The sequence below is a fragment of the Nitrosomonas sp. PY1 genome (assembly GCF_022836435.1).
Taxonomy (GTDB): Bacteria; Pseudomonadota; Gammaproteobacteria; order Burkholderiales; family Nitrosomonadaceae; genus Nitrosomonas.
In genome coordinates this window covers 2,037,515-2,051,125 of sequence record NZ_BQXC01000001.1, presented here as the reverse complement: position 1 = coordinate 2,051,125, position 13,611 = coordinate 2,037,515, and the positions used below count along the sequence as shown (strand labels likewise).

At 41.9% G+C, this 13,611-nt stretch carries 15 protein-coding genes; 8 read left to right on the top strand and 7 right to left on the bottom strand.

Annotated elements, in window-relative coordinates; translation table 11 throughout:
* Positions 1-9 precede the first annotated feature (9 nt).
* From W03_RS09470 to W03_RS09450, 5 genes are all read left to right on the top strand, one after another.
* Positions 10-516: a CvpA family protein gene (locus W03_RS09470; RefSeq protein ID WP_244072722.1), complete on the top strand. Its 507-nt coding sequence runs from the start codon at positions 10-12 to the stop codon at positions 514-516.
* An 81-nt stretch (positions 517-597) separates the two neighbouring features.
* Positions 598-2,115 (top strand): amidophosphoribosyltransferase, encoded by a 1,518-nt coding sequence (gene purF / locus W03_RS09465; protein ID WP_244072721.1) that lies wholly within the window; start codon positions 598-600, stop codon positions 2,113-2,115.
* A 105-nt stretch (positions 2,116-2,220) separates the two neighbouring features.
* Positions 2,221-3,396 (top strand): O-succinylhomoserine sulfhydrylase, encoded by a 1,176-nt coding sequence (locus tag W03_RS09460; RefSeq protein WP_244072720.1) that lies wholly within the window; start codon positions 2,221-2,223, stop codon positions 3,394-3,396.
* A gap of 130 nt (positions 3,397-3,526) precedes the next feature.
* Positions 3,527-3,841: a hypothetical protein gene (locus W03_RS09455; RefSeq protein WP_244072719.1), complete on the top strand. Its 315-nt coding sequence runs from the start codon at positions 3,527-3,529 to the stop codon at positions 3,839-3,841.
* 112 nt (positions 3,842-3,953) lie between these two features.
* Positions 3,954-4,577, top strand: coding sequence for a hypothetical protein (locus W03_RS09450; protein ID WP_244072718.1), 624 nt, complete (start codon positions 3,954-3,956; stop codon positions 4,575-4,577).
* A gap of 119 nt (positions 4,578-4,696) precedes the next feature.
* Here the strand turns inward: W03_RS09450 and W03_RS09445 are convergent, their stop codons facing one another.
* The 7 genes from W03_RS09445 to W03_RS09415 form a co-directional block, all read right to left on the bottom strand.
* On the bottom strand, positions 4,697-5,104 hold the full coding sequence (locus W03_RS09445; RefSeq protein WP_244072717.1) for a surface-adhesin E family protein: 408 nt from the start codon (positions 5,102-5,104) through the stop codon (positions 4,697-4,699).
* A gap of 89 nt (positions 5,105-5,193) precedes the next feature.
* Positions 5,194-6,309: an alanine dehydrogenase gene (gene ald / locus W03_RS09440; protein WP_244072716.1), complete on the bottom strand. Its 1,116-nt coding sequence runs from the start codon at positions 6,307-6,309 to the stop codon at positions 5,194-5,196.
* 28 nt (positions 6,310-6,337) lie between these two features.
* Positions 6,338-7,078, bottom strand: a complete 741-nt coding sequence (locus W03_RS09435) for a glucose 1-dehydrogenase (RefSeq protein ID WP_244072715.1) — start codon at positions 7,076-7,078, stop codon at positions 6,338-6,340.
* A gap of 33 nt (positions 7,079-7,111) precedes the next feature.
* Positions 7,112-7,738: an ankyrin repeat domain-containing protein gene (locus W03_RS09430; RefSeq protein WP_244072714.1), complete on the bottom strand. Its 627-nt coding sequence runs from the start codon at positions 7,736-7,738 to the stop codon at positions 7,112-7,114.
* 10 nt (positions 7,739-7,748) lie between these two features.
* A complete protein-coding gene (locus tag W03_RS09425; RefSeq protein ID WP_244072713.1) occupies positions 7,749-8,534 on the bottom strand; it encodes a TatD family hydrolase in 786 nt (261 codons plus the stop codon).
* Positions 8,535-8,645: 111 nt separating this feature from the next.
* The gene (gene serB, locus W03_RS09420; protein ID WP_244072712.1) at positions 8,646-9,491 is read right to left on the bottom strand and encodes a phosphoserine phosphatase SerB; all 846 of its coding nucleotides are present in this window, start codon (positions 9,489-9,491) and stop codon (positions 8,646-8,648) included.
* Positions 9,492-9,511: 20 nt separating this feature from the next.
* Positions 9,512-10,993 (bottom strand): GGDEF domain-containing protein, encoded by a 1,482-nt coding sequence (locus tag W03_RS09415; protein ID WP_244072711.1) that lies wholly within the window; start codon positions 10,991-10,993, stop codon positions 9,512-9,514.
* A gap of 227 nt (positions 10,994-11,220) precedes the next feature.
* Here W03_RS09415 and W03_RS09410 point away from each other — a divergent pair, with 227 nt between their 5' ends.
* From W03_RS09410 to W03_RS09400, 3 genes are read left to right on the top strand one after another with little or no spacing between them, the layout of a single operon-like run.
* Complete coding sequence (locus W03_RS09410) at positions 11,221-12,717, top strand: leucyl aminopeptidase (RefSeq protein WP_244072710.1); 1,497 nt, start codon at positions 11,221-11,223, stop codon at positions 12,715-12,717.
* A 42-nt stretch (positions 12,718-12,759) separates the two neighbouring features.
* Positions 12,760-13,203, top strand: a complete 444-nt coding sequence (locus W03_RS09405) for a DNA polymerase III subunit chi (RefSeq protein WP_244072709.1) — start codon at positions 12,760-12,762, stop codon at positions 13,201-13,203.
* 23 nt (positions 13,204-13,226) lie between these two features.
* The gene (locus W03_RS09400; RefSeq protein WP_244072708.1) at positions 13,227-13,598 is read left to right on the top strand and encodes a hypothetical protein; all 372 of its coding nucleotides are present in this window, start codon (positions 13,227-13,229) and stop codon (positions 13,596-13,598) included.
* Positions 13,599-13,611 lie beyond the last annotated feature (13 nt).

The following is a 13,611-nucleotide window of genomic DNA, read 5'->3' as shown; positions in this document are numbered from 1 at the left end:
TTCTTGACAATGACTGTTTTTGATTATGTTGTATGCGTTATTTTTTTGGTATCGGTTATTTTAGGTATCACCCGAGGATTCGTCCGTGAAGTGCTGTCGATTGCTGGCTGGATTGCGGCATTTGTTGTAGCAGGCGCGTATACATCCTATTTTGTACAATTTCTTCCAGATGCTGTTGTAGGCGAGACATTACGGTTTTTAGTTACTTTTGTGCTGGTATTTCTCACGGTATTAGTGAATACTGCATTACTTACGATGTTATTGACTGCTTTGATCAAGAATATCGGATTGGGGTTTATCGATCGATTATTCGGTTCTTTGTTTGGCTTTTTAAGAGCACTGATTATCGTGACTGTCGTTGTGCTCATAGCTGGATTGACGAAGATTCCGACACAATCGTTTTGGCAGCAGGCCTATTTCAGTGCGCCATTAGAAATGGTGGCAAATCAGGTTGTAACTTGGTTACCCGAAGACCTAGCGCAACATATTAATTTCAGTAGAAAAGAGAGTTATTGATTTTTAGAACTTATTTGTGCTTTTTGATAATTTTATTTGTTATTGATCAGTTCAAGTAATTGAAACGAATGAGGTTTCTTTATGTGCGGAGTTTTGGGTGTAGTTGCGCAATCGCCTGTTAATCAACTGCTTTATGATGGATTGCTAACACTACAGCATCGTGGACAAGATGCGGGTGGTATTGTTACAGCGCAACACAATACTTTCCATATGCATAAAGGTCTTGGTATGGTGCGAGATGTGTTTCGTACCAGGAATATGCGTGCTCTCGCTGGTAATATGGGGATTGGTCATGTGCGTTATCCGACAGCCGGATCTGTGAGCTCCACAGCCGAAGCGCAACCATTCTATGTCAACTCGCCATTCGGTATAGTTCTCGGTCACAATGGAAACCTGACGAATGCAGCGGAATTGAATGAGGAGTTATTCCGAACCGATCTACGTCATGTTAATACCAATTCCGATTCTGAAGTGCTGCTCAATGTTTTTGCGCATGAATTACAAGCGAGTACGCGTAATTATCAGTTGGATCCTGAAGCTATTTTTACTGCCGTGGCTGGCGTGCATAAACGCTGTCGAGGTGCTTACGCCGTAGTAGCTATGATTGCAGGGTATGGATTACTGGCGTTTCGAGATCCATTTGGTATCAGGCCATTAGTCTTCGGTTCGATAGAGAATGAATATGGAACAGAATTTTTGGTGTCATCAGAAAGTGCCGCATTAGATACGCTTGGTTTTAAACTGATTCGGGATGTTAAACCGGGAGAGGCAATTTTTATTGATGAAGCTGGTAATTTTTATAATAAACAGTGTGCTACGGAATATTCTTCGAATCCTTGCATATTCGAGTATGTTTATATGGCACGCCCTGATTCGGTGATGGATGGTATTTCAGTATATGAGGCGCGGTTGAATATGGGTGAGCATTTGGCTGAGAAAATTAAGAAATCCATGCATCACTTGGATATTGATGTAGTAATTCCGATACCGGATTCAAGCCGCCCGAGTGCATTACAACTGGCTTATCAATTGGGTGTTAACTTTCGCGAAGGGTTTGTAAAAAATCGTTATGTTGGGCGAACTTTTATTATGCCTGGCCAGCAATTACGGCGCAAATCTGTCAAACAAAAACTTAATGCAATTAGTGTGGAATTTCGCGGGAAAAATGTTTTACTGGTTGACGATTCTATCGTGCGTGGTACGACTAGCCGTGAAATTGTACAAATGGGTAGGGAAGCAGGTGCTAACAAAATCTATTTTGCCTCTGCGGCTCCTCCGGTTAGATTTCCTAATGTGTATGGAATCGATATGCCGACAAGGCAGGAATTGATCGCAACAGACCGTAGTACGGATGAGATCTGCCAAGAGATTGGTGCTGATTATCTGGTGTTTCAGGATTTGGATGCACTTAAATTGGCTGTTTCAAAGGCGCTACCTAAAGTGGATAAGTTTGAAACTTCTTGTTTTGATGGAATCTATTTAACTAAAGATGTAACTGCGGAATACCTAAAGCGGATTGAGCTACAGCGAGCTTGCCCGCCATTGACACGTTCTCATCCTAATACGCAGCTAGACTTGAGTCTGGTGGTTCCTGATTGAGATCTTTCTGAACTTCATGTATTCATAATAGAATTATTTAGTTGATGTAGCACGTATCACAAGCTTGGTGTCAGATTTTTAATTATTTATTTGAGACGCATCTATATGTCTGATCATTTGCAACCGGAAACGCTCGCGCTGCATACCGGTATTCATCGCAGTCAATTTAACGAACATTCAGAAGCAATCTATCTGACGTCGAGTTACGTTTTTGATAGTGCAGCGCAAGCAGCAGCCCGTTTTTCCGGTAGTGAGCCAGGCAATATTTATTCAAGGTTTACCAACCCTACTGTGACGGCCTTTGAGGAACGCCTTGCTGTACTCGAAGGAGCAGAGGCATGCATTGCCACTTCATCGGGCATGTCTGCGATACTTTCATGTGTAATGGGTTTGCTTGCTGCAGGCGATCATATTGTTGCATCCAGAAGTTTGTTCGGTTCTACGGTTAATCTGTTTAATAATATTCTGAAAAAGTTTAATATCGATACCACTTTTGTATCGGCTACGGATGTTTCTTCATGGCAAGCCGCGACTCAACCGAATACTAAACTTTTTTTTCTTGAAACTCCTTCCAATCCGTTGACAGAAATATCGGATATTGCCGCATTATCAGCCGTAGCTCGGAAGTCAGGGATTTGGTTAGCTGTCGATAATTGTTTTTGTACACCTGCGCTACAGAAACCCCTTGAATTAGGTGCCGATATTGTTATTCATTCCGCTACTAAATACTTGGAAGGGCAAGGTAGAGTGTTGGGTGGGGCCGTATTAGGTAAGCGAGATTTGTTGATGGATGGTGGTATTTTTGGTTTCTTGCGTACAACTGGTCCTACACTCAGTGCGTTTAATGCCTGGGTGATCATGAAAGGACTTGAAACGCTCAAAGTACGCATGGAAGCACATTCGAATCATGCACTGAAAGTGGCACAGTGGTTGGAATCTCAGCCGAATGTGGTGAGGGTGTTTTATCCAGGACTGGCATCACATGCTCAACATGAGCTTGCGAAGAAGCAACAAAAAACAGGTGGAGGTATTGTTGCTTTTGAAGTAAAAGGTGGAAAGGAAGCGGCGTGGCGAGTAATTGATTCAACTCAGTTGATTTCGATAACAGCTAATTTAGGAGATACCAAAAGCACGTTAACTCACCCGGCTACTACCACACATGCGAGAATTAGCCAAGATGCCCGTGATGCGGCGGGTATTTCTGATGGATTATTGCGAATCGCTGTTGGATTAGAAGCTGTTCAAGATTTACAGAGTGACCTTGCACGTGGACTTTGTTAGTGATGGAGCTATTCTTAATCTCTACCGGGTTTAATTCCTCGCCCCTTGGGGCGGGATCGTTCATTTTTCTGGCAATTCAAATACTATACACACCAGAACCAGTTTGATTTATCCTACCGGCGCCACAAATATGCCATTCAATACCGAACCGACCAAAGGCGGCGGTTATTATGCCTATGTTTCCAGTAAATTTTCTAACCGTATGTTGGTTGTTGATCCCGATCCAAACGGTGACGGAAGCCCTGTCGATGCTGCTGTGGTTGGTAGAATCGGTTTGTTTTCTCAAAGTGCAACAGTTAGCGATGATGTAATCGCAACCAATACAGGCATAGATGGGCAAGGGATATTACCGATTCCGGTGGTTTATAACGGCTGGGTACAAAATTTGCCTGCAGATTGGGGCAATCAACTTACAGCAGCGCAACGTAATCCAATCAAACAGTAAGTGAGTAGGGTGTATGACAAGTATCACCGCATAATCGGGAATTTGTACCATTGTTTTTCTCGATGCACTGTAATCTAATTGGAATTAAGTTAATTCTAATTAGGAGAAAAAAATGAGTTCTGGAAGCGATGATTTTAATGATGACTCTCCTCAATCAGGAAGTCATAAACAATTCAAGTTTACGATCAATAATGGTATGGTTACCCAGGTTTTCGAATTTAAAGATGGTTCATATCAATCAAAATCAATTGATGCGGATGATATTTATACAGTTGATGCAAATGGTGTGGTGGAGCATCGCGAGCCCAAGCCATTCGGAACGGAAATTACGCGCTATGCCGATACCGATGGTAGCGGTGTATACAACCGTATTTCTGAGCAATGGATTGGTGACGGCTTTGAATTGAAGGATGATCTCAAGTATTTACCAACCGATGGTGACGATTTCATTGCTGTTCGTGGTGGTGAAGATTGTCATGGTGGCAGAGGGTCTGATGATTTTGTGATTCGCGAGGCGAGTCATCTAAGAATTGGGGATTTCTTTTCTGACGACGATACTCTGGTATTCGATACGGGGCTAGGTTTAACGTCAAAAGATCACTTGGCTAGCTTTATTCATGAAATTCGCCAGGAAGGCGATAATTTTATTGTAGATTTCGGCCCTGGTATTTCTATCACGTTGGTGGGTGTGCATCCTGATCAGATTTCTTGGGATGATGTTAGTGTGTTGAGCTAGTACAAACTGGATATTTGTGTAAGAAGCGGTAGCGGTGAGCAGAGGCGCGGTCCTGCTTGCCGTTGCCAGAAATTCTGGCAAAAAATTTGAAACTGCAACTGCGTATCAAATTCAAGTGTTTATGATTTGATCGTTGAATGGCAAGCGGCTTTCCACTCTAATTCATTCATACTCTGAGGTTGAATCTTTTCCCATTTTTGAGGCTGGTTATAGGAACGCACCAAGTCTCCTTTTTCCATATTCCAACTAAAAAGTGCAAAGGACAACATTCGCATTTGTTCTTCTTCACAATCATATTCGCGGCGAATTTTTTCAGACAAGAAATTAAAGCCAGAAACTTTTTGTTCTTTGTTGTAATCAAAAAGGACCCACATTTTGACTCGATTGTTTGCTTTCCGAGCTGAAGTCAAATCGACATAGGCTGTGTAGCCGTCCCTTTTTTCACTTTCGCCAATTTTTTTCCATTCGGCTACTGCATGGGTATTGGCAAAAAATAAAATCAAAGCTAAGGCAAGCAAATATTTCATAATAGTTTTATCGCATTTTTCCCAGTAAGTAAGAGTATTGTTAGCTAATCTTACTGGATGTATTCACTCTTAAAATAAGTTGTGACGAACTATATTAACGCATTTAATGCATCTGTGTGCGTTATACCAAGGTCCCGTGCAACGGCAGCATGCGTTAAATGTCCGCGATACACATTCAAACCATCACGAAAATACTGATCATCGGTAAGCGCTCTGCGATAGCCTTTATTGGCCAATGCTAATACGAATGGCAGCGTTGCATTATTCAAAGCGAAAGTTGAAGTACGAGCGACTGCACCGGGCATATTGGAAACGCAATAATGCACCACCTCATCAACAGTAAAAATTGGGTCAGCCAATGTAGTTGGTTTTGAAGTTTCAAAGCAACCGCCTTGGTCGATAGCTACATCAACCAATACCGAACCGCGCTTCATACGGCTTACCATTTCGCGGTTGACCAGTTTTGGTGCTGCGCCGCCGGGAATCAATACTGAACCAATGATCAAATCTGCTGTGGTAACGTATTCTTCCAGTGCATCGGTGGTCGAAAATATGGTATTTAATCTTGATCCGTATAAAGAATCCAACTGCTGGAGGCGAGGGATCGATTTTTCGAGCAGTGTAACGTGTGCTTCCATGCCCATCGCAATCCTGGCCGCATTGGTTCCGACCACCCCACCACCAATGACCACGACTTGTGCTGGGGGTACGCCTGAAACACCGCCGAGTAAAATACCTCGCCCGCCTTGATTGAGCTCCAATGCATGTGCGCCTGCCTGAATCGACATGCGGCCTGCAACTTCACTCATTGGTGCAAGCAAAGGTAGTCCTCCTGATTTATCTGTGACAGTTTCATAAGCAATTGCAATACAACCAGAGTTCAATAGGCCTTTAGCTTGAATCGGATCGGGTGCCAGATGCAGGTAAGTAAAAATTACCTGGCCTTCACGTAACAACGGGATTTCAGATTTCTGCGGTTCCTTAACTTTAACGATTAGGTCCGCTTGTGCGAAAATTTCTTCGGGCGTGTCAACTATTTGTGCTCCAGCTTCGCGATACTTATCATTTCCCAGGTCGATCGGTAACCCGGCATTTTCTTGCACCATTACTTGATGCCCATTGGCAATTAGCTCGCGCACCGTAGCGGGGGTTAGTCCCACGCGGGATTCGTGAATTTTAATTTCTTTGGGTACGCCAATGCGCATTTATTTCTCCGCAAGCATGATTTGGTTTTTAGATAATTCCGCCATTAATTGCGATATTTTGCCCATTTATCCATCGAGCTTCATCGCTGACTAGAAACAAAACCGCTTGGGCAATGTCATCGACTTCTCCAAGTCGGCCTAATGCAGCCATTGCCGACATGCGCTCTATATCTTGAATCGTTTTTCCTGTCCGAAATAATTCCGTATCGACCGGTCCTGGTGACAGGATATTCGCAGTGATGCCGCGTGTCCCCATTTCCCAAGCAAAAGTTCGCGTTAATTGTTCAATTGCAGCTTTAGTCGCAGCATAAATCCCATATTTAGGTAGCATCATACGTGTTACGGTGCTAGAAACTGTTACAACCCGACCATTATCAGAAATCTTAGTAGTGGCTTCTCGTAAAGCATAGAAAACGCTTTTGAAATTAATATCGATGATTCGATTCATTTCATCGTCTTGAATATTTGTTATTTCTTTAAAAACTAGAATTCCTGCATTATTAATGAGCAGATCAATTGTGCCAAAATGCGAGATGGATTTGGCAAAAAGCATTTTGACTGCAACTGGATCGCTGACATCGGCTTGTACTGCGATACATTCGCCGCCGCATTTGAGGATTTCTGTGCATACGCTGTCAGCCGCCGATTGATTCTGCGCATAATTAACGACTACTTTAGCGCCATTTCTAGCTAACGCTAACGCAATTGCTGCACCGATGCCTCTGGAAGCACCTGTTACAAGTGCAACTTTACCTTGCAGTGATTTCATTTTCTATCTAAGCATATAGTGATAATAATCAAATTATTGTGTGGCGCCATGTTTTTTTAATAAACTGACAATACTAGAGTAGCCTGCTTTTTCTGCCCAGTTAAGCGAGTTTTCGCCATTTTCATTGCGAATATTGACATCGGCACCGCGTTCCAACAATAGCTCTGCTGCGGCATAATGATTGCTTCTAACAGCCATCATTAATGCGGTTGTACCATTCGGAGAGACCGCATTGATATCTGCTTTTGCATCAAGCAAGAAGCACATAACATCCAGAAAGCCATTGGTTGATGCATAAATCAGCGGATTCCATCCAGCATGATGAATTTCCGCTCCTTTCGAATAGAGTACTTTTACCATATCGGTACGGCCATAATAGCTGGCTAGCATAATTGCTGTTTCACCATGTTGATTGCGCAGATTTGGGTTTGCATTGAGTTCCAGCAAGAAATTCGTTAACCTTAAATTATCTGTTTGTGCTGCAATCATCAGTGGTGTATAGCCTTGCTGATTGGGCTGGTCAACATTGGCGCCGTTTTTAATAGCCTCAGAAGCTAACGATAGACTATCCTTATCAATGGCACGAAAGAAATCGCTTTGAACATCCGCTGCGACATTGAGTGATAATAAAAATGTGATTGCAGCAATTGAAATCGTCAAAAAATTCAGTTTAATGCGATTGCAATTCATTTTTGTTGAGTTTGAATAAATCAAAAAAATTGTGTGTTGTAGCGGTAGCAATTTCATTTATAGGGACTTGACGAAGTTTTGCAATTTCTTCAGCTACGTATCGTACAAATGCAGGTTGATTGGTTTTGCCACGGAAAGGCACCGGTGCTAAATAGGGAGAGTCTGTTTCAATTAATATTCGGCTTAATGGAACATTTTTGGCGACTTCCTTGAGCGTCACGGCATTTTTGAAAGTCACGATACCCGAAAAAGAGATATAGAAATTCATCGCGATGGCTTGCTCAGCAATCTCCCAGCTTTCAGTAAAGCAGTGCATTACACCACCTACTTCATGCGCGCCTTCCTCTTGCATAATACGTAATGTATCGATTGCTGCCGAACGTGTATGTATGATCAACGGTTTGCGGATTTTTTTTGCGGCACGAATATGTTGGCGGAAACGCTCCCGCTGCCACTCCAGATCACCTTGCAATCGGTAATAATCTAAACCAGTTTCACCGATAGCGATAATTTTAGGATGGTCGGCTAATCCAGCCAATTCATCGGCACTGGGTTCACGTTGATTTTCATAATCAGGATGAATGCCTACAGAAGCAAACAAGTTTTGGTGTTTCTCTGCTAAAGCAAGGACGCGAGGGAAATTGGGCAAATCGACGCTAACACAAAGTGCATGCGTGACTTGATTTTCTCGCATATTTCCTAGCAGTATATCCAGATCTTTGGCCAGATCAGGAAAATCAAGATGACAATGGGAATCGATAAACATACAAAAACGAATAGAGATAGTATTAAGTCAAGTTAATCTTGAGTTTGTTTTTTACGCATATGCATATTGCTCTGGTTTGTATTTCGGTTTTTAATGCGGATGGTGTGTAATTCAGTCACCAGCAAATAAACTAATGATACCATCCAGTCCTACATAGTCGATGGCATAAGTAGCATGTTGTTTGACAATGGGTTTGGCGTGGTACGCGATACTTACTCCTGCTTCAAGCATCATATCCAAATCGTTGGCACCATCTCCGACTGCAATTGTTTGCGCACTTTGTATTCCGAGTTGCTGTTGGATCGCTCTGAGTTTCTCAGCTTTGCCTTGCCTGCCGAGAATTTTCCCTACTACTTTTCCGGTAAGTTTTTCATTTTCGATCTCTAATACGTTAGCGCTCGAAAAATCTAATCGTAACTTTTCTTGAATGCGATCTGTAAAAAAAGTAAATCCTCCAGAAATGACCATAGTTTTTATACCATGTTTATTTGCTTGTTGCAGCATTCTTTCGGCACCCGGGCTTAGCTTGATGCGCTCGTCATACACGCTTTGTAACATATCTTGATGCAGGCCTTCCAGAAGCGCAGTACGACGAGTCAGACTTTCTTCAAAACTTATTTCACCACGCATGGTTTGTAATGTAATTTCAGCCACCTGGGGTTTGATATGCAGCATGTCAGCGACTTCATCTATGGTTTCAACCGCGAGGAGAGTGGAATCCATATCCATGGCGATGAGTTTGAAATCAGACAGCTTACGAGCTGGATCGACGAAAGCAAAGTCCAATTGCGCTTGTGCACAGTATTCCGCAATTTCTATGTTGTTTTCCGTATGCATTGCATGCGTTAAGCGGAAAGCTTGCCCGGTGATTTTTTCAATGCCATCGGCGAATGATAGTTTTGCAATCGCACGTAAATCACTATTGTTGACGTCCAGACCTTGGATGATTAGATTCATGTAAAAGACAGAAGAATTTTTTAAAATTTGAATGATGATAACAAAGGATGCCATTCGATGATACGATTGCGGCCAGAGTTTTTGGCCGCATAAAGCGCAGTGTCGGCGGCTTTTATCATGTCCAATGGCGTAAGAAAATTGTTCGTGTCTACTTCATTCGAGGCTACACCGATTGAAGCTGTGATATTAACAATTCGATTGTTATTGACCTTGAAGTTAATGGCTGAAATAGAATCTTTTAGGCGTGAAATAAGATTTCTTGATGCAGCCAATGTGGTTCCGGGTAAAATTAAAGCAAATTCTTCTCCACCAAAACGACTGAGCGTATCGTCTTGACGTATTTGGTCGAAGATCGCGCCTACTACTGCGGTAAGGAGTGCATCGCCCGCTGCATGGCCGTAGCTGTCGTTAATCTGCTTGAAGTAATCTAGATCGATAATAGCTATGGTGAGGGGTAACTTGTATTGCGTGGATAAATGAAATTCACGAAGTAGCGTTTCATCGAAATGAAGGCGATTATAAGCACCTGTTAGCCCATCTCGTTGCGATTTTTCTTCTAAATCCTTAATTTTTGCTAAATTATGGACTATTAATAAATCTTTTGCTTCGGACATAATTGTTGCAGCATCCAACGATCCATAGATGCTGATATCAAACAAATCTTCGATGGATTTTAAACCGGTTTCCATAATTTTGATGACTTCAAGTAATGTTTCGCAATCCACACCTAGCCATTCGTGCGCGGACTCAACCATGCTATCAAGCTTGTCAGTTTCTTGCGGAAAAAGAAAATAACCAGCCAAATAACGGGATGTGGCAACACAGGCTTGCAGTGTAGGCCCGTGATCTTTTGGACCAGGATGGCCATGACTGGCAACGCAACATAATGCAATATAGTCAGGAATATGCCATTTTTTAAGCAAAGCATAACCTAGTTCATCATGCCCAAATCCAAAGACTTTACGCTCAGCTTTCAGCAATGAATCATGATTTTTGTGCGCTGAATAGAGTGGCTCATATTCTTCAGGCATGATTGCTGAAAAAATAAGGATGCCAATTTCCTGAACTAGCCCTGCGAGCAATAAATCATCTAAAAAGCTTAAGTTTAGCTTTTCTCCAAGTGCACGACAGGCAAGCGCTGAAGTGATGGAACGGCGCCAGAAATTGTCGTGATTAAAAGAAGCCAAATATCCAGTGCGTGATCCCTTCATTAATGAATTGCTTAATGAGAAAGAGAGTGCTATTACGATAACGGAGTGGGTGCCAAGTATGCTAACAGCTTGTCGGATATTAGTAGCAACTCGCCGAGATTTGTATAAAGGTGCATTGGCTGTTTTAAGTAATTTGGCGGATAGTACTGGGTCCATTGAGATGTATTGGCATGCGGTGCCGATATCTGCATCAGGATCATTGGCTAATTCAATGATTTTTACAGCAACTGCTGGCAGACTAGGTAGTGTGGTGCAAAAATCTAGGCGACGTTTTATATTGTCATCAAGCACTTAATCATTCTCTCAACTCAAATACATTAATTGGTCAATCAGCAATAAGCAGTCATTATAGTATAAAGGTTATTCATATGCTTAGCTTGAGTAGGGCAGGAAAAAGAGGTTATTTTCCTTAGAAACATAACTGATTGTATGTTTGATGTTATTCTTTTTAATGTTGAAGTGCTATGCTACTTAATCTTGAAAAATAATTAGGACAATTTCATAAAAAGGAGTCTAAGGTGGATTTTGTAATTAAAGTGGGAAACGCTGAAAAACAAAGGGGTGCGTGTGCGGTAGTAGGTGTTTTTGATTCTAGGAAATTAGCTAATTCAGCGAAGATTCTGGACAAAGCTTCTCAAGGGTATATTAGAAATCTACTGACCTTAGGAGACATGGAAGGTAAAGTTGGAACTTGCCTATTATTACATCATGTTCCAGGTACTTTATTTAAAAGAGTGTTGTTAGTCGGGTTGGGTAAGGAGCAAGAATTCAATGAAAAATCCTTGCAAGGAGTAATTGGCTCGATTTTATCCACTTTGCAAAAAACGGGAGTAACTGATGTGGCTTTATTCCTGTCTGATTTTTCAATGAAAAGAAGTACTAACGATTGGAAAGTTTGCCAGATTGTGATTCAAGTAGTCGGTAGCAATTACCGATTCGATCGACTTAAAAGTAATCCTGATGATGAAACGAGCAGCTTGCGGAAAGTGATTTGTTATATCGAGAATCGCGCTGAACTCGAAGTGTGCGAGCGTGCTATGCACCAAGGGTTGGCCATTGCACAAGGAATGAATTTGGCAAAAGATTTAGGCAATTTGGCGCCGAATATTTGTACACCTACGTATCTTGCTAAACAGGCAAAAGATTTAGCCAAGTCGCATAAAATTAAAGCCGACGTGCTTGATGAGAAAGATATGGAAAAACTAGGTATGGGATCGCTCTTGTCTGTTGCGCAAGGTAGTCATGAACCAGCTAAATTGATTGTTTTGGAATATTACGGATTAGAGAAGAAAGATAATCCCTATGTGCTGGTAGGGAAGGGTGTCACTTTCGATACCGGTGGAATTTCGCTTAAGCCGGCAGCAGATATGGATGAGATGAAATTCGATATGAGTGGGGCAGGCAGTGTATTAGGGACACTGTATGCTGTTGCAGCAATGAAATTGCCCATTAATGTTATCGGTATTATCCCTACAACGGAAAATATGCCCAGTGGAAAAGCGACCAAACCGGGTGATGTGGTTACCAGCATGTCAGGGCAGACAATCGAAATTTTAAATACCGATGCGGAAGGTAGACTGATACTATGCGATGCCTTGACCTACGCCGAACGCTTTCAACCCAAAGCAGTGATTGACATTGCCACGCTGACAGGGGCCTGTGTCATTGCGCTTGGTAATTTTACGAGTGGATTAATGGGAAATAATGATGATTTGGTGGAAGAATTATTGGCGGCCGGTGAGAAAATTGGCGATCGCGCATGGCAGTTGCCTTTGTGGGATGAATACCAAGATTTGCTGAAAAGTAATTTTGCCGATATGGCAAATATTGGTGGTCGGGCCGCAGGAACGATTTCAGCTGCGTGCTTTTTGTCACGGTTTACAAAAAAATACCGTTGGGCTCATTTAGATATTGCCGGAACTGCGTGGAAATCAGGTAAAGATAAGGGCTCTACTGGACGCCCTGTTCCGTTATTATGTCAATTCTTGATGACGCAATCGCAGGTTAATAGTTAATTTTGATGGAATTTTTGAACTGATTTAGCCATTTTAACGTGAATGACACAGATTTATTTTTATTCTGGTGCACGTGACAAATTAGTCACAGCCTGTCGTCTTTGCGCTAAAGCGCTTCAGAAAAATATGCGAGTGCTTATTTATACCCCCGATGTTGCTTTGGCGGAAAAGATGGATGAATTGCTGTGGACTTTTTCTGCAATTAGCTTTGTGCCGCATTGTTCAGCGCTAGGTAAAGACAATGAGCAAGTATATAAGCTGTCACCCGCGATTATTAGCAATCAAATTCATTCAGATCAAGATTATGATGTTTTATTGAATTTGCATGATCAATGTCCGCCGTTATTTGAACAATTTGATCGATTGATTGAAATCGCGGATTTATCCAATCAAGACAGTGAGAATGCCCGTGAGCGCTACCGCAACTATAAGCAAATGGGATTGCATATTCAACATTATGATTTAAATGATTCTGTACTTTCTTAAAATTATTGATTTGGCACATTATTATGTTTGAAAACGACTCTTCTGCAGATCTTGATGATACAGAAATACTTGAAAAGTTTAGTAACCTACTGAATAAATATCAGAATCAGCTTGAAAGTGGGACTAATAGCATGCAGAACGAAAATCCCGAATCGAATCAATCTAGTGGAGATAGACCAAAGCTGGACACAAGCAATATACCGATACTCTCAGAAATGGTAGTGCTGCATCAATCTGTTATGCAATTGCAAACTAAAAGAAACTCACCGATCCGATATGTGTTGGATGTTGCTTTAAAAGATGTAGGTATTGAAATGAATAATCTCGAACGGAGTGCTTTAGCGGATGCATTGGAGACTCGTCTTGCCGAGCCGAAAAACCCCAACCATTCTTAAAGGGGTAACTTGT

Coding starts and splice junctions, on each gene's coding strand:
- W03_RS09470 (WP_244072722.1), top strand. CDS start 10: ATGACTGTTTTTGATTATGTTGTATGCGTTATTTTTTTGGTATCGGTT.
- purF (WP_244072721.1), top strand. CDS start 598: ATGTGCGGAGTTTTGGGTGTAGTTGCGCAATCGCCTGTTAATCAACTG.
- W03_RS09460 (WP_244072720.1), top strand. CDS start 2,221: ATGTCTGATCATTTGCAACCGGAAACGCTCGCGCTGCATACCGGTATT.
- W03_RS09455 (WP_244072719.1), top strand. CDS start 3,527: ATGCCATTCAATACCGAACCGACCAAAGGCGGCGGTTATTATGCCTAT.
- W03_RS09450 (WP_244072718.1), top strand. CDS start 3,954: ATGAGTTCTGGAAGCGATGATTTTAATGATGACTCTCCTCAATCAGGA.
- W03_RS09445 (WP_244072717.1), bottom strand. CDS start 5,104: ATGAAATATTTGCTTGCCTTAGCTTTGATTTTATTTTTTGCCAATACC.
- ald (WP_244072716.1), bottom strand. CDS start 6,309: ATGCGCATTGGCGTACCCAAAGAAATTAAAATTCACGAATCCCGCGTG.
- W03_RS09435 (WP_244072715.1), bottom strand. CDS start 7,078: ATGAAATCACTGCAAGGTAAAGTTGCACTTGTAACAGGTGCTTCCAGA.
- W03_RS09425 (WP_244072713.1), bottom strand. CDS start 8,534: ATGTTTATCGATTCCCATTGTCATCTTGATTTTCCTGATCTGGCCAAA.
- serB (WP_244072712.1), bottom strand. CDS start 9,491: ATGAATCTAATCATCCAAGGTCTGGACGTCAACAATAGTGATTTACGT.
- W03_RS09405 (WP_244072709.1), top strand. CDS start 12,760: ATGACACAGATTTATTTTTATTCTGGTGCACGTGACAAATTAGTCACA.
- W03_RS09400 (WP_244072708.1), top strand. CDS start 13,227: ATGTTTGAAAACGACTCTTCTGCAGATCTTGATGATACAGAAATACTT.